Here is a 14,693-nt window from a genome sequence, read left to right on the forward strand (position 1 = left end):
CGGAGGGCCCGACCGGCCGAAATCCACTGCCCGGCCGCGACAGGATGTACGTACGCCCAGGCCAGGAGCCCCGTAACCCCATTTGCAGGCGGCCGAATCGCGCGCCGATCACCCCTCGGTAAGCTGACGGCATGACAGGACAAGTACGTACCGTCGACGGCCGCGTTGCCGGCCGGCGCGGTCAGGCGACGAGGCAGAAGCTGCTCGACTGCCTCAGCGAGATGCTCAGCTCCTCGCCGTACCGCGACGTCAAAGTGATCGACGTCGCCCGCAAGGCCGGTACCTCCCCCGCGACCTTCTACCAGTACTTCCCGGACGTCGAGGGCGCCGTCCTGGAGATCGCCGAGCACATGGCCAACGAGGGTGCGCAGCTCACCTCGTTGGTCGAGGGCCGGGCGTGGGTCGGCAAGGCGGGCTGGGCGGCGGCCGAGGAACTCGTCGAGGGCTTCCTGGACTTCTGGCGGCGCAACGACGCCATCCTGCGGGTCGTCGACCTGGGCGCGGCCGAGGGCGACAAGCGGTTCTACAAGATCCGCATGAAGATCCTCAATTCCGTCACCAACTCCCTCACGGAGTCGATGAAGGAGCTCCAGGCCAAGGGCAAGGTCGACAAGGACGTCAGCCCCGCCGCGATGGCCGGTTCACTGGTCGCCATGCTGGCCGCGGTCGCCTCGCACCAGAAGGGCTTCCAGACCTGGGGCGTCAAGCAGGCCGAACTGCGGCCGAACCTGGCCCTCCTGGTCCACCTCGGCATCACGGGCAAGAAGCCGACGAAGTAACGGCGGACCCTGACCACAGGGCCCGCCGTCTTCACCACGCCTCGTGCCCAACCGGCCCGTGGCTCCACCGGTCCTCCGCCGCGATCAGCGACGCTCCAGGCGGAACAACCGGATCTCGCGCTCGATGCGCGCCTGGTACGTCGCGTACGGCGGCCAGAACTTCAGCGCCGCCCGCCATGCCGCCTCGCGCTCCTCACCTGCCAGCAGGCGGGCGCGTACGGCAATGTCCTGCCCCTTCCAGCTCACGTCCGCGTCCGGATTCTTGAGCAGGTTCCCGGTCCATGCCGGGTGTCCGGGGCGCCCGAAATTGGAGCCGATCAGCAGCCAGGTCACGCCGTCCTGCTCGGGCATGCACGCGAGCGGGGTGACCCGTGGTTCGCCCGTCTTGGCCCCCTTGGCGGTCAGGATCACGCCGGGGAGCATCTGGGCGCTGAGGATGACCTTGCCACGGGTCAGTTTGTGCACCGCCTTGTCCATGGCGGGGATGAAGTGCGGTGCGATCTTGGCGAACAGCATGGTCGAGGAGACCTTCTGCATCAGCTTGACGCCGACGCCGGGAGTCGCAGCCATCAGACGGCCACCTTCTTCTCTTCGTTGCGCGGGGCGGGGGCGAACAGTCCGGCGGCGTCCGCGGCGTGGGCGCGCAGCCGGTGGACGGGGCCGAAGAGCAGTTCGTCGGCGGCCGCCCGCTTGAAGTAGAGGTGGGCGTCGTGTTCCCAGGTGAAGCCGATGCCGCCGTGCAGCTGGATCGCCTCGCCCGCGGTGGTCCGCAGGGCCTCCAGGGCCTGCGCGAGGGCTAGCGGTCCCTGCTCCGGGTCCCAGGCGGCGTAGTAGGCGGCGGACCTGGCCGCCTGGACCTGTACGTAGAGGTCGGCGAGGCGGTGCTTGACCGCCTGGAACGAGCCGATGGCCCGGCCGAACTGCTCGCGCTGCCGTACGTAGTCCACGGTGCGCGCCAGCGCCTGCCCGGCCGCGCCGACGGCCTCGGCGGCCAGTACGGTGGCGGCGCCGCGCCCGGCGGCGGCGAGCGCGGCGAGCACGTCGCCGCTGCCGTCGCCCTCCCCAAGCAACTCGGCTTCGACCTCCCTCAGTTGGATCCGCCCCTGCGGGCGGGTCTCGTCGAGGGTGGTCTGGCGCGAGCGGACGAGTCCGGGTGCGTCCTCCCGTACGAGGAACAGCAGGGTGCGGCTGCGGGCGAACCCTCCCGTGTGCGCGGCGACCAGCAGCAGCGAGGCGCTGTGCCCGTCGAGCACCTGGGTGACCTCCCCGTACAGCCGCCAGCCGCCGTCGACCGCGCGGGCCTGCACCCCGCCGGCGCGGCCGCCGCCGGCCCACTCGCCCTGGGCGTTGTCACCCGTGAGCGCGAGGGCGGTGGCCAGGGCCGGGCCGGGTACGGCGAGGGTGGCGGTGAGCCCGCCGGCCGCGAGCGGCGGCAGCAGGGCGGAGCGCTGGGCGGCGCTGCCCAGGGCGGTGACCAGCGGCGCGGCGAGCACGGCGGTGGCCAGGAGCGGCGAGGGCAGCAGCACCCGTCCGGTCTCCTCGCAGGCCAGGGCCAGGTCGGCGGGGGTGCAGCCGACTCCCCCGTACTCTTCGGCCACGGCGATCCCGGGCAGTCCGAGCTGCCGGGCGAGCTGCTGCCACAGCTCGTGGTCGTGTCCGGCGGCGGTGCGGACGGCGACCTTGACCTCGTCCGGGCCACAGCGCTTGCCCAGGATCTCGCGCAGGGTGCGGCGCATCTCGTCCTGCTCCGCGGTGAAGGCGGCATCCATCGTCGGGCTCCTCCCCGTATCTGACGGGCCGTCATGTTAGGTGCCACCGGGACAGATGGACAGGGGCTGGCAGAGTCGAAAGCCGGGCGGCAACCACGGACCGACGACACCTGAGGGACCTGAGGGCACCTGAGGGCACCTGAGGGCACCTGAGGGCACCTCTAGCATCTGACGGTACGTCAGCTGTACCGTCAGCTCCATGCCTGGACCCCTCTCCGTCTCAGCCGCCGCCTCCGCCACCAACTCCGTCGCCGCCGGCCCTCAGGCCCGGCCCCGCCGCCGGGTCGCCGTCGTCGGCGTCGCCCTCTCGGACTGCGGCCGGGTCGACGGCCCCACCCCGTACGCACTGCACGCGCAGGCCGCGCGCCGCGCCCTGGCCGACTCCGGCCTCGACCGCTCGGTGATCGACGGGGTCGCCTCGGCCGGGCTCGGCATCCTCGCCCCCGTCGAGGTCTCCGAGTACCTCGGCCTGCGCCCCACCTGGGTCGACTCCACCTCGGTCGGCGGCTCCACCTGGGAGGTCATGGCCGCCCACGCCGCCGACGCGATCGCGGCCGGCCACGCCAACGCGGTCCTGCTCGTCTACGGGTCCACCGCGCGCGCCGACATCAAGGCCCGCCGCCGGACCTCGAACCTCTCCTTCGGCGCACGGGGACCGCTGCAGTTCGAGGTCCCGTACGGGCACACGCTGGTCTCCAAGTACGCGATGGCCGCACGCCGCCACATGCACGAGTACGGCACGACGCTGGAGCAGCTCGCCGAAGTGGCCGTCCAGGCGCGGGCGAACGCCGCCACCAACCCGGACGCGATGTTCCGCGACCCCATCACGGTCGACGACGTCCTGTCCTCCGACATGATCGCGGACCCCTTCACCAAGCTGAACTGCTGCATCCGCTCGGACGGGGGCTGCGCGGTGCTGCTCGCCGCGGAGGACTACGTACCGGACACGGCGAAGGAGCCGGTCTGGATCCTGGGCTCGGGGACCTCCGTCTCCCACACCACGATGTCGGAGTGGGAGGACTTCACGGTCTCCCCGGCGGCGGTTTCCGGCCGCCGGGCCTTCGCCCGCGCCGGCCTGACTCCGGCGGACGTGGACCTGGCCGAGATCTACGACGCCTTCACCTACATGACGCTGGTGACCCTGGAGGACCTGGGCTTCTGTGCCAAGGGCGAGGGCGGCGCCTTCGTGGAGAAGGGCCGCCTGCTCCGGGACGGCGAACTCCCGGTCAACACCGACGGCGGCGGCCTGTCCGCCTGCCACCCCGGCATGCGCGGCCTGTTCCTGCTGGTCGAAGCCGTACGCCAACTCCGCGGCGAGGCGGGCGCGGGCCAGGTCCGCAAACCCGGTGGCGCACTCCCCCGAGTCGCCCTCGCCTCGGGCACCGGCGGCTGGTTCTGCTCCTCGGGCACGATCATCCTGGGCCGCGACTGAGGCCTCCGCGAACGGGCGCGGCCGCACTGCGGGATGATCGGGCAGTCGTCGTGGACGGAGCGCGGCCTGTCGTGGTGGAGGGCGACCTCCTCGCCGGGGACGCGCTGGTCGTCATCGACAGGGCCGTGCGGGACATCCCCCAGCGGTCCAAGTGCATCGGGCTGGGCGACACCTGAAAAACGAAGTACGCGGTTGGTGTTCGATTGGCCCATGACGAGCACATTGGGTAATGACGAAACCGCAGGCCCCTCCGACGAGTTCCACGCGACGCTGCACTCGCTGCGCGTCTGGGACGGTCCGCTGCCCGCCTTCGACACGACCACTGCGCCGGAGGAGCCGCTGGCGCTCTTCCGGGAGTGGTTCACGCACGCCGCGAAGGCGGGGCAGCCCGAGCCGCACACGATGAGCCTGGCGACGGTGGACGCCGACGGGCGGCCCGACGTGCGCACGCTGATGCTCCACGAAGCCGACGAGCGCGGCTGGCACTTCGCCTCGCACTCCACCAGCGCCAAGGGCAGGCAGCTGGCCGCGCAGCCGGAGGCCGCGCTGGGGTTCTACTGGCCGGCCGTGGCCCGGCAGATCCGCATCCGGGGGCGGGTCACCGCATGCGACGCGGTGGAGAGCCGGGCCGACCTCGCCGTCCGCTCGCGCGGAGCACTGGCGGCGGCCCTGACGGGCCGGCAGAGCGAGGTGCTGTCCTCCCCGGAGGAACTGGCCACGGCCTCGGCGGCGGCCTGGGACCGGGCGGGCGCGGAGCCGGACGCCCCGGCTCCGACCTGGACCCGGTACGTCCTGCGCCCCATCGGGATCGAGTTCTTCCAGGGAGACGCGACCCGCCGCCACACCCGCCTGCACTACGTCCGCACCCCGGGGTCCCCCTGGACCCGCCACCTGCTCTGGCCTTAGGGCGACCCGGGGGTCGGAGGCGGGGCCGGGGGCGGGGGCGGGGGCGATCCCGGCCCCGGCCCCGGCCTCGGCGGAGAGCCGTCAGGCCGCCGACCCCGCGCCCGCCCCGGCCGGCTCCGCCACCTCGAACACCGCCACCCAGACCCCCTCCGCGGCCTCGCGGAATGTCACCCCCAGGTCCATGCCCACCCGCAGGTCGTCGCCCTGCGCGCCCACGACCTCGGTCATCATCCGGGGCCCCTCCGCCAGGTCCACCACCGCCGCCACGTACGGGGTCCGTTCCCCGAACGGCGGCAGGTCGTTGCGGTGGATCACCGACCAGGTGTAGAGCGTGGCCCGGCCGCTCGCCGTCTCCCAGGCCACCCGGTCCTCGCCCGCCCAGCAGGCCGGGCAGAACTCCCGCGGGTAGTGGTGCGCCTTCCCGCACTCCCCGCAGCGCCTCAGCAGCAGCCGGCCCTCCGCCGCCGCGTCCCAGTAGGGCCGGGTGAAGTCATCGATCTCCGGCAAGTCGTAACGCACCGCACCACCCGTGGCCGCAGCACCCGTACCCGAACCCGTACCCACAACACAGCTCCTTCGCACCGCACCCGACGGGGCGCCGGACGCGCACGCGCACTCCGCCCCACACCTGACACTCCGTCAGTTCAGCGGATCGCGCCCCATCGCACAAGGCCTCCGTGATCGATCCGCAATCGATTCCCTCCTCGTCCGAGACCCACCGACCGCCCACGGCGATACGCTCACACTTCATGCCCGGAGTCCCCACAGCACCCGACATGTCCACCCAGCCCCGCCCGGTCTACGTGATCGGCGCCGGCCCCGGCGGCCTCGCCGTCGCCGCCGCGCTGCGCGCCCGCGGGGTCCGCGTGGTGATCGTGGAGAAGTCCGAATCGGTCGGCGCTTCCTGGCGGCGGCACTACGACCGGCTGCACCTGCACACCACGCGCCGCCTCTCCGCCCTGCCCGGCCTGGCCATGCCGCGCCGGTTCGGACGCTGGGTCGCGCGCGAGAACGTGGTGCGGTACCTGGAGAAGTACGCCGAGTTCCACGACCTGGAACTCGTCACCGGCGTCGAGGTGACCCGCATCGAGCCGGCCGGCCCCGCCGAGGGCGCCACGGGCGCCGAGGCTACCCAGGGCCCCCAGGCGACCGGCTGGACCCTGCACGCCACCGGCGGCCGCGTCATGACCGCCGGGGCCGTCGTGATCGCCACCGGGTTCAACCACACGCCCGTGATCCCGGACTGGCCCGGCCGGGACGCGTACGGGGACACGCACGGGGGCGCGCTCGCGCACGCCGCCGACTACCGCAACCCCGCCCCCTACGCCGGGCGGGACGTACTCGTCGTCGGCGTCGGCAACACCGGCGCCGAGATAGCCGTCGACCTCGCGGACGGCGGCGCCGCCCGGGTCCGGCTCGCCGTGCGCACGGCCCCGCACATCCTGCGCCGCTCCACCGCCGGCTGGCCGGCCCAGCGCACCGGGATCCTCGTACGGAGGCTTCCCGTCGGGCTCGTCGACCGGCTCGGCGCGATCGTCGGCAAGGCCTCGGTCCCGGACCTGTCCTCGTACGGGCTCCCGCGCCCCACCGCCGGCCTGTACAGCCGGGTCAAGCAGGGCTCGATCCCGGTCCAGGACGTCGGCCTGATCGACGCGGTGCGCACCGGGCGGGTGGAGCCGGTCGCCGCGGTCGCCTCATTCGACGGCGCCGAGGTGGTCCTCGCGGACGGCTCCCGCATCACCCCGGACGCGGTGATCGCCGCCACCGGCTACCGCCGGTCCCTGGAGGGCCTGGTCGGCCACCTCGACGTACTGGACGACCGCGGCCGCCCCCGCACCCACGGCGCCCGCACCGCTCCCCACGCCCCGGGGCTCTACTTCACCGGCTTCACCAACCCCATCAGCGGCATGTTCCGCGAACTGGCACTGGACGCCGAGAAGATCGCGAAGGCCGTGGCCCGCGCCCAGCGCGCCTAGACCCGGCGGGGGCCCGTCCGGCAACCGCCGGACCCGGCAGGGCTCGGCGCCCACGGGCCGAGCCGGTCCGCACATCCGCAGTGCGCGGGCGGGCGCGGGCGGGCTCCCAGCCTCGGCCGATACTGGTCTGGACCGGGCCCGGGGGCATCTGAGACCGTTCGCTGACGGCCCCGGGGGCGCTCCCCGGAGCGCTCCACGACCCCTCCACCATCCCTCCATGACCGTTCCACACACCACCTCCACGACCTTTCCTGCGCATCCCTGTTCCTGACGGCGCGTCAGTTCAGTAATCTGACTACACGTCAGTTATTGGGACCCTTCGAGATTCATCGAGGTTCATCGAGCAGGAGGCGGGCGGAACGATGCTTGGATCTACTCACGGCACCCTCACCACCGACTTCCGCGCACGTGTCGAGGCCTGTGGGGAGAGCCCCAGGACGGCTGTCCACTCCACGGCGGCCCCCTCCGCCGAGGACACGGTCGCGCTGGACGTCAGTGGTCGGCCCCTGCACTCCGACGCCCCCGACCTGGACCGGTTCTTCCGGCCCGAGTCCGTGGCCGTCATCGGGGCCTCGGACGCCGAGGGGCGGCCGAACACCGGGATCACCCGGCAGCTCATCGCCTGGGCGGAGCGCGTCGGTGCCCGGCTCCACCCCGTCCACCCCACCCGCGCCACCGTGTTCGGACTGCCGTGCGTCGCCTCCGTCGCCGACCTGCCCGAGCAGGTGGACCTCGCCGTCCTCCTCATCGCCGACCCGCTGCCCGTCATCGAGCAACTGGCCGAGGCCAAGGTGAAGTTCGCCGTCGCCTTCGCCTCCGGCTTCGCCGAGACCGGCGACGAGGGCGCCGCCGCGCAGGCCCGCCTCGGCGCGGCCGTCCGGCGCTCGGGGCTGCGCCTGCTCGGCCCCAACACGAACCTCAACGCCTTCGAGAAGTTCCGGGACGACCTCGACGGCCCGGCCATCGCCCTGATCACCCAGTCCGGCCATCAGGGCCGGCCCGTCTACACCCTCCAGGAGCTCGGCATCCGCCTCTCCCACTGGGCTCCGACGGGCAACGAGGCCGACCTCGAAACCTCCGACTTCATCTCCTACTTCGCCGAGCAGCCCGAGGTCGGAGCCATCGCCTGCTACGTCGAAGGCCTCAAGGACGGCCGCCAGTTCCTCCTGGCCGCCGACCGGGCCGCGCGCAACGGCGTCCCCGTCGTCGCCGTCAAGGTCGGCCGCACCGAGACCGGCGCCCGGATGGCCGCCTCCCACACCGGGAAGCTGACCGGCGCGGACACCGTCGTCGACGCCGCCATGCGCCAGTTCGGCGTCATCCGGGTGGACGGGCTCGACGAGCTCCAGGACACCGCCGCCCTCCTCGCGCGGGCCCGCAAGCCGCTCGCCGACGGGGTCGTCGTCTACTCCATCTCCGGCGGCACCGGCGCCCACTTCTCCGACCTGGCGACGGAGGCGGGCCTCACCCTCCCCGCCCTCTCCCAGGCCAAGCAGGACGAGCTGCACCAGTGGATCCCGGAGTACCTGGGCGTCTCCAACCCCATCGACAACGGCGGCCACCCCGTCGGCGACTGGCGCGGCCGCAAGATCATCGACGCGATCCTCGCCGACCCCTCCGTAGGCGTCCTGATCTGCCCGATCACCGGCCCCTTCCCGCCCATGAGCGACAAGCTCGCGCAGGACCTGGTGGACGCGGCCGAGCAGAGCGACAAGCTGATCTGCGTCATCTGGGGCTCCCCGGTCGGCACCGAGGAGGCCTACCGCACCACCCTCCTCGGATCCTCGCGCGTGGCGACCTTCCGCACCTTCGGCAACTGCATCACCGCCGTCCGCGCCTACCTCGGCCACCACCGCTTCACCGCCGCCTACCGCTCCCCCTTCGAGGAGGCCCCGCGCACCCTGTCCCCGTCCTTCCGCAAGGCCCAGGCGCTCATGCGCCCCGGCCAGCAGCTCAGCGAGCACTCGGCGAAGCAGCTCCTGCGGGCCTACGGGATACGGGTGCCCCGGGAGCAGCTGGTGACCAGCGCGGCAGCCGCCGTACGGGCGGCCGGGCTGGTGGGCTACCCCGTGGTCATGAAGGCCTCGGGCCCGCAGCTCGCGCACAAGACGGAGCTCGGGCTGGTCAAGATCGGCCTGACCTCGGCGAGCCAGATCCGCGACGCCTACCGGGAGCTGACCGACATCGCGCGCTACGAGAACGTCCCGCTGGACGGGATCCTCGTGTGCCAGATGGTGGAGAAGGGCGTCGAAATGGTCGTCGGGGTCACCCAGGACGAACTCTTCGGACCGACGGTGACGGTCGGGCTGGGCGGCGTACTCGTGGAGGTGCTCCACGACGCGGCGGTCCGGGTCCCGCCGTTCGGCGAGGACCAGGCGCGGGCGATGCTGACGGAGCTGCGCGGGCATCCGCTGCTGGAGGGCGTACGGGGTGCGCCCCCGGCCGACGTCGACGCGCTGGTGGAGGTCATCCTCCGGGTCCAGCGGATGGCGATGGAACTGGGCGACGAGCTCTCCGAGCTGGACATCAACCCCTTGATGGTCCTCCCGAGGGGTCAGGGCGCGGTTGCCCTGGACGCGCTGGCCATTTGTCGCTGACCGCAGCCCGTTCCCTGGGGCTCCGCCCCAGACCCCGCGCCTCAAACGCCGGCGGGGCTGAAATTGCCCGAATCCAGCCCCGCCGGCGTTTGAGGCGCGGGGGTCCGGGGGCGGCGCCCCCGGGAACGGGCGCCGCGCCCGGCCACGCACCCGCACGCCCACCCCAACCCCGAAGGGGAGTTCAGCCCATGCCCAGCGTCCCCGAGGACGAAGTCCTCCACCGCACCGACAACGGCGTCTCCTGGATCACCCTCAACCGCCCCGAGGCGATGAACGCCGTCACCTGGGACCAGCGCGAGCGCGTCATCGCCCTGCTCGGCCAGGCCACCGCCGACCCCGCCGTGCGGGCGGTCGTCATCACCGCCACCGGCAAGGGGTTCTGCGCGGGCGCCGACCTGCGCGGGGCACCGGCAACAGGGGAGCGCGTCGCCGGAGACGTGGCCCGCATGATCCGGCTGGGCGCGCAGCGCCTGATCACCGCCGTGCTCGACTGCGAGAAGCCGGTCATCGCCGCCGTGAACGGCACGGCCGCCGGGATCGGCGCGCACCTCGCGCTGGCCTGCGATCTGGTCATCGCCGCCGAACCGGCCCGTTTCATCGAGGTGTTCGTCCGACGGGGGCTGGTCCCGGACGGCGGCGGCGCGTACCTGCTGCCCCGCCTGGTCGGTCCGCAGAAGGCGAAGGAGCTGATGTTCTTCGGCGACGCCGTCCCCGCGGCGGAGGCCGAACGCCTCGGCCTGGTCAACAAGGTGGTTGCGGCGGAGGCGTTGGAGGACACCGCCCGGGAGTGGGCCGAGCGACTCGCGCAGGGCCCGACCCGGGCCATCGCGATGACGAAGCAGCTGGTCAACGCCTCCCTGGACGGCGGCCGGGCGTCCGCGTTCGCCGCCGAGGCCACCGCCCAGGAGATCAACATGACCACGGCCGACGCGAACGAGGGAGTCGCGAGCTTCGTGGAGCGCCGCACCCCCAAGTACCTGGGCCGATAGCGGCAGCGGCCTGGACAGCAGCAGGGCCCGCCGGGGGCGCGGGCACCCGGCCGCGTACGCCGTCACCGCTTGTGCAGGATCCGCAGGTCCCCGCTGTCCGGGTCCCCCATGAGGACGAAGAGTTCCGGGTCCTGGTCCGTCCCCGCCACGGACCAGTTCATCTCGGCGCCCTTGCAGTCGGGGATCGTGAGGGAGACTCCGGCCCGGTAGGAGCCGACCGCGGCCAGCTCCTTCCACGTACCGGTGCCCGTACAGCTACCCGCCTCCGGCTTGCCCCAGATCTCCACGGGCAGCTCCCGCGCCGTCACCTTGCCGTCCTCGCCGAGCACCAGCCGGGTGCCGTCGCCGGTCCACTCGCCGACCAGGTCGGCCCGTTCCAGGACCGGCGGGCGGTATCCGGGTATCAGACCGGTCGCGGAGCCGGCGACGGCACCGCCGATGATGAGCGGAACCGCGACTCCCGTCGCGATCAGCACCCGCTTGCGCACCTTGGCCTTTGGCCACTGCCGCATGCGCGCGCACACCGCCACGCCGGTCGGGATCGCCCCGATGACGGCGATCGAGACGCACGTGGCGACGTACGGGGCTCCGAGTGCGGCCGGCGGCGCCGCGTACGCGGCGGAGAGCAGGACGAGCGCGGGCAGGGCCCACCTGGGCGCGGGGACCCGGGTGCGTACGCCCAGGGCGTCGGACAGCAGCATCACCGGCACGGCGAACAGCCAGGCGTGCAGCCATCCGTACAGGAACAGGATGGGCGGAGTGAAGACGAGCATGCAGAGCAGCCCGACGATGGCGAGCCCGCCGCCGTAGCCCGCGTCGTAGTCGTCGCGGAGGTCGATGGTGACCATCCAGAGGAGCCCGCCGATCGCGCACTGCGCCGCGAAGGCCGTTTCGGCGCCGGGCGCGAGGGAGATCCAGCCGTCCGGTGGCCTGAGCCGCCGCGGCCCCCCGGGGCTCACCTGCCCCGTTTTGCGCATGCGGTTCCACACAGCAAGCCCCCCGAGCGTTCCTGAACACGTTCAATTGATGCGGACCCTACACCGCTCTTCCCATCTGACGCACCGTCAGCTTCAATCGTTGATGTGATGGGACACGCAGGGATGGCGGCCACCGTCGTCCGATACCTCAGGTCAGTCGGCTCCCCCACCTCCGCGGCCGCCGCGGAGCCCGGGGCCGAGTCCGTCGACGCATTGCCGCGCCCCGATCTGCGGGCCGTGGGCGAGGACGAACGCGCGCCCGTCAGCCCAGCCGAATTCCGGGCCGTACTGGGGAACTTCGCCAGCGGGGTCACGATCATCACCGCACCGCCCGGCGAGGGCGAGGACGGTCCGGCCGGCTTCGCCTGCCAGTCCTTCGCCTCGCTCTCCCTGGACCCGCCGCTGGTCACCTTCATGGTGGCCCGTACGTCGACCACCTGGCCCCGCATCGCGCGCGCCGGGGTGTTCTGCGTCAACGTCCTGGGCGCCGAACAGGGCGAGCTGTGCCGCTCGTTCGCCATCAGCGGCGCCGACAAGTTCGCCGGAGTGGCCCACTCGCCCGCCCCCGCGACCGGATCGCCCCAGCTCGACGCGGTGCCCGCGTGGATCGACTGCCGGATCCACGCCGTGCACACGGGCGGGGACCACCTCATCGTCGTGGGCAAGGTCGAGGCCATGGGCGCGGCCGGCGAGGGCGACCCGCTCCTCTTCCACAAGGGCCGCTTCGGCCGCTTCGCCGACTGACGCCGGGACGCGGCGGGGCGGGGCAGGGCGCGCCCCGTACCGCCCGCGCCAGACACGGGAGGGCCCCGGCCGATGCGGCCGGGGCCCTCCCGCATTCCGCTCCGCTCCGGCGTCAGAACGTGAGCACTCCTCGCGCCACGCGCCCGTGGTGCGCGTCGTCCACGGCCTTGGCGAAGTCCTCGACCGGGTAGAGCTCCGTCACCAGCTCGTCGAGCAGCAGCCTGCCCTGCCGGTAGAGCTCCGCGTAGAGGGCGATGTCCCGCTGCGGACGCGAGGACCCGTACCGGCAGCCCATGATCGTCTTGTCCAGGTACATGGACGAGACCTGGAAGGAGGCCTCCTCCTTGAAGCCGGGCACGCCGAGCAGGATCGCCTGCCCGTGCCGGTCCAACAGGTCGATGGCCTGGCGGATCAGCTTGACGCTGCCGACGCACTCGAAGGCGTGGTCCGCGCCCGTGGGCAGGATCTCCTTCACTGCCGCCGAGGAGTCCGCCACCGCCGAGGCGTCGATGAAGTGCGTGGCGCCGAACTGCCGGGCCACCGCCTCCTTCGCCGGGTTCGCGTCGATGGCCACGATGGTGGTCGCGCCCGCGATCCGCGCGCCCTGCAGGACGTTCAGCCCGATGCCGCCCGTGCCGATGACGACCACCGTCTCGCCGCGGTCCACCTTCGCCCGGTTCAGCACGGCGCCCACACCCGTGAGCACCCCGCAGCCGATCAGCGCCGCCGAGGTCAGCGGGATGTCCTTGGGGATCTTCACCGCCTGCACGGCCTTGACGATGGTCCGCTCGGCGAAGGCCGAGTTCGAGGCGAACTGGTAGAGCGGCTTCCCGCCCCGCGAGAACGGCTGCCCCGGCATCCCGATCGCCTTGCGGCACATGGTCGGGCGGCCCCTGTCGCAGTCCGCGCACGCGCCGCAGTTGGCGAGCGTCGACAGCGATACGTGGTCCCCCGCCACCACGTGCGTGACCCCGGACCCGACCGCCTCGACCACGCCCGCGCCCTCGTGCCCGAGAACCACCGGCGGCGGGAAGGGGATCGTCCCGTCGATCACCGAAAGGTCGCTGTGGCACAGGCCGGCCGCCGCTATCGCGACCAGCACCTCTCCCGGCCCCGGGTCCCGGATCTCCAGATCGTCGACCACCTGGGCCTGCTTGCCGTCGAATACGACGCCTCTCACCTGGACTCCTTAGGCAGGCCGAGCACGCGCTCGGCGATGATGTTGCGCTGGATCTCGTCCGAGCCGCCGTAGATCGTGTCGGCGCGGGTGAACAGGAACAGCCGCTGCTCCTCGTCGAGTCCGAGTTCGTACGGGGTCCCCTGCTCCCAGTCCCCCGGCCCTGCCGTGGCCACGGCGCCACGGACCTCCACCGCCAGCTCGCCGAGCCGCCGGTGCCAGCCGCCCCACAGCAGCTTCGCCACGCTGGGCGCGCCCGGGTCACCGGTGGAGCCGAGCGTGCGCAGCGCGTTCCACCGCATGGTGCGCAGCTCGGCCCACTGCCGTACGAGGCGTTCGCGCAGGACGGGGTCGCCCGCGGTCCCGGCCCCTGCTCCGGCCCCTGCTCCACACCTGGCCGCGTACGCCGCGACCACCCGCTCCAGCTCCGCCGCGAAGCCGATCTGCTGGACGAGCGTGGAGACGCCCCGCTCCAGCGCGAGCAGGCCCATGGCCACGGACCAGCCGCTGCCCTCACCGCCCACGACCTCGGCGGCGACGGCCCCGTCGAAGAAGACCTCGTTGAACTCGGAGGTCCCCGACATCTGCCGGATCGGCCTGACTTCGGCCTTCCCCGGCTGGTCCATCCGTACGAGCAGGAAGGACAACCCCCGGTGGCGCCGGGAGCCGGGCTCGGTGCGGGCCAGGACGAAGCACCAGTCGGCGTCCTGGGCCAGGGAGGTCCAGATCTTCTGTCCGGTGACCCGGTGGAGCCCGTCGGCCGGGTCCCGCACCGCGGTCGTGCGGATCCCCGCCAGGTCGGATCCGGCGCCGGGTTCGGAGTACCCCTGGCACCACAGTTCCTCGCCGCGGGCGATGCCGGGGAGGAAGCGGGCCTGCTGCTCCGGGGTGCCGTAGGCGATCAGCGTCGGCGCGAGGAGGTTCTCGCCGATGTGGCCGACCCGGGCCGGGGCGCGGGCGGCCGCGTACTCCTCGGCCCACACCACCTGGCCGGTGAGGGAGAGCCGCCGGTTGCCGTACGCCCCGCGGCTCCCGCCGGTCCCGCCGGTCCCCTCCGTCGCCCAGCCCTGGCCGATCCAGCCGCCGGCGCCCAGCTCGCGCTCCCAGGCGCGCCGGACCTCGACCCCCTCGTGCTCGCTGCCGGGCCCGCCGAGGCCGATGGCTGCCCCGTACGGACCCACGAGGTGCTCCGCCAGCCAGGAACGGGCCTGGCCGCGCAGCTCCTCGTCCTCCTCGCCGAAGCTGAAGTCCACGGTCGGTACCCCCTTCGGGTCCTGTCCGGCCGCTGCGGCCGGTCTCTCGCGCCTTGGCACGCGTACGTGCCGATCCCCAACCAGAACGCGCGGC

The 14,693-nt window shown here is 73.0% G+C and carries 13 protein-coding genes; 7 read left to right on the top strand and 6 right to left on the bottom strand.

Annotation, left to right across the window (positions count from 1 at the left end):
• Positions 1-131 precede the first annotated feature (131 nt).
• Positions 132-779: a TetR family transcriptional regulator gene (locus AC3IYJ_RS17450; RefSeq protein ID WP_489402217.1), complete on the top strand. Its 648-nt coding sequence runs from the start codon at positions 132-134 to the stop codon at positions 777-779.
• Positions 780-863: 84 nt separating this feature from the next.
• Here the strand turns inward: AC3IYJ_RS17450 and AC3IYJ_RS17455 are convergent, their stop codons facing one another.
• Both AC3IYJ_RS17455 and AC3IYJ_RS17460 read right to left on the bottom strand, forming a co-directional pair.
• A complete protein-coding gene (locus AC3IYJ_RS17455; protein ID WP_489402218.1) occupies positions 864-1,349 on the bottom strand; it encodes a nitroreductase family deazaflavin-dependent oxidoreductase in 486 nt (161 codons plus the stop codon).
• Positions 1,349-2,548 (bottom strand): acyl-CoA dehydrogenase family protein, encoded by a 1,200-nt coding sequence (locus tag AC3IYJ_RS17460; protein ID WP_489402219.1) that lies wholly within the window; start codon positions 2,546-2,548, stop codon positions 1,349-1,351. The genes AC3IYJ_RS17455 and AC3IYJ_RS17460 overlap by 1 nt, the downstream gene beginning before the upstream one ends.
• 199 nt (positions 2,549-2,747) lie before the next feature.
• Here AC3IYJ_RS17460 and AC3IYJ_RS17465 point away from each other — a divergent pair, with 199 nt between their 5' ends.
• Positions 2,748-3,980, top strand: coding sequence for an acetyl-CoA acetyltransferase (locus AC3IYJ_RS17465; protein WP_489402220.1), 1,233 nt, complete (start codon positions 2,748-2,750; stop codon positions 3,978-3,980).
• A gap of 210 nt (positions 3,981-4,190) precedes the next feature.
• Positions 4,191-4,886 (top strand): pyridoxine/pyridoxamine 5'-phosphate oxidase, encoded by a 696-nt coding sequence (locus AC3IYJ_RS17470; protein ID WP_489402221.1) that lies wholly within the window; start codon positions 4,191-4,193, stop codon positions 4,884-4,886.
• 81 nt (positions 4,887-4,967) lie between these two features.
• On the opposite strand, the gene AC3IYJ_RS17475 is transcribed toward AC3IYJ_RS17470, so the two are convergent.
• Positions 4,968-5,450 (bottom strand): Zn-ribbon domain-containing OB-fold protein, encoded by a 483-nt coding sequence (locus AC3IYJ_RS17475; protein WP_489402222.1) that lies wholly within the window; start codon positions 5,448-5,450, stop codon positions 4,968-4,970.
• A 212-nt stretch (positions 5,451-5,662) separates the two neighbouring features.
• Here AC3IYJ_RS17475 and AC3IYJ_RS17480 point away from each other — a divergent pair, with 212 nt between their 5' ends.
• The 3 genes from AC3IYJ_RS17480 to AC3IYJ_RS17490 all read left to right on the top strand — a co-directional run bounded on the left by AC3IYJ_RS17480 (position 5,663) and on the right by AC3IYJ_RS17490 (position 10,448).
• The gene (locus tag AC3IYJ_RS17480; protein WP_489402223.1) at positions 5,663-6,862 is read left to right on the top strand and encodes a flavin-containing monooxygenase; all 1,200 of its coding nucleotides are present in this window, start codon (positions 5,663-5,665) and stop codon (positions 6,860-6,862) included.
• A gap of 362 nt (positions 6,863-7,224) precedes the next feature.
• A complete protein-coding gene (locus AC3IYJ_RS17485) occupies positions 7,225-9,459 on the top strand; it encodes an acetate--CoA ligase family protein (RefSeq protein WP_489402224.1) in 2,235 nt (744 codons plus the stop codon).
• A gap of 188 nt (positions 9,460-9,647) precedes the next feature.
• On the top strand, positions 9,648-10,448 hold the full coding sequence (locus AC3IYJ_RS17490) for an enoyl-CoA hydratase/isomerase family protein (RefSeq protein ID WP_489402225.1): 801 nt from the start codon (positions 9,648-9,650) through the stop codon (positions 10,446-10,448).
• A 62-nt stretch (positions 10,449-10,510) separates the two neighbouring features.
• On the opposite strand, the gene AC3IYJ_RS17495 is transcribed toward AC3IYJ_RS17490, so the two are convergent.
• Complete coding sequence (locus tag AC3IYJ_RS17495) at positions 10,511-11,425, bottom strand: hypothetical protein (protein ID WP_489402226.1); 915 nt, start codon at positions 11,423-11,425, stop codon at positions 10,511-10,513.
• Between the two features lie 123 nt (positions 11,426-11,548).
• Between AC3IYJ_RS17495 and AC3IYJ_RS17500 the strand changes: the two genes are divergently transcribed.
• Positions 11,549-12,169, top strand: coding sequence for a flavin reductase family protein (locus AC3IYJ_RS17500; protein WP_489402843.1), 621 nt, complete (start codon positions 11,549-11,551; stop codon positions 12,167-12,169).
• A gap of 112 nt (positions 12,170-12,281) precedes the next feature.
• On the opposite strand, the gene AC3IYJ_RS17505 is transcribed toward AC3IYJ_RS17500, so the two are convergent.
• The gene (locus AC3IYJ_RS17505; RefSeq protein WP_489402227.1) at positions 12,282-13,349 is read right to left on the bottom strand and encodes a Zn-dependent alcohol dehydrogenase; all 1,068 of its coding nucleotides are present in this window, start codon (positions 13,347-13,349) and stop codon (positions 12,282-12,284) included.
• Positions 13,346-14,599 (bottom strand): acyl-CoA dehydrogenase family protein, encoded by a 1,254-nt coding sequence (locus tag AC3IYJ_RS17510; RefSeq protein WP_489402228.1) that lies wholly within the window; start codon positions 14,597-14,599, stop codon positions 13,346-13,348. The genes AC3IYJ_RS17505 and AC3IYJ_RS17510 overlap by 4 nt, the downstream gene beginning before the upstream one ends.
• Positions 14,600-14,693: the final 94 nt, after the last annotated feature.

The sequence above is a fragment of the Streptomyces sp. GL_140 genome, from assembly GCF_057834465.1.

Bases quoted from the DNA above. Each gene is read 5' to 3' on its own strand.
- AC3IYJ_RS17450 (WP_489402217.1), top strand. From the start codon at position 132: ATGACAGGACAAGTACGTACCGTCGACGGCCGCGTTGCCGGCCGGCGC.
- AC3IYJ_RS17455 (WP_489402218.1), bottom strand. From the start codon at position 1,349: ATGGCTGCGACTCCCGGCGTCGGCGTCAAGCTGATGCAGAAGGTCTCC.
- AC3IYJ_RS17460 (WP_489402219.1), bottom strand. From the start codon at position 2,548: ATGGATGCCGCCTTCACCGCGGAGCAGGACGAGATGCGCCGCACCCTG.
- AC3IYJ_RS17465 (WP_489402220.1), top strand. From the start codon at position 2,748: ATGCCTGGACCCCTCTCCGTCTCAGCCGCCGCCTCCGCCACCAACTCC.
- AC3IYJ_RS17470 (WP_489402221.1), top strand. From the start codon at position 4,191: ATGACGAGCACATTGGGTAATGACGAAACCGCAGGCCCCTCCGACGAG.
- AC3IYJ_RS17480 (WP_489402223.1), top strand. From the start codon at position 5,663: ATGTCCACCCAGCCCCGCCCGGTCTACGTGATCGGCGCCGGCCCCGGC.
- AC3IYJ_RS17485 (WP_489402224.1), top strand. From the start codon at position 7,225: ATGCTTGGATCTACTCACGGCACCCTCACCACCGACTTCCGCGCACGT.
- AC3IYJ_RS17490 (WP_489402225.1), top strand. From the start codon at position 9,648: ATGCCCAGCGTCCCCGAGGACGAAGTCCTCCACCGCACCGACAACGGC.
- AC3IYJ_RS17495 (WP_489402226.1), bottom strand. From the start codon at position 11,425: ATGCGCAAAACGGGGCAGGTGAGCCCCGGGGGGCCGCGGCGGCTCAGG.
- AC3IYJ_RS17500 (WP_489402843.1), top strand. From the start codon at position 11,549: ATGGCGGCCACCGTCGTCCGATACCTCAGGTCAGTCGGCTCCCCCACC.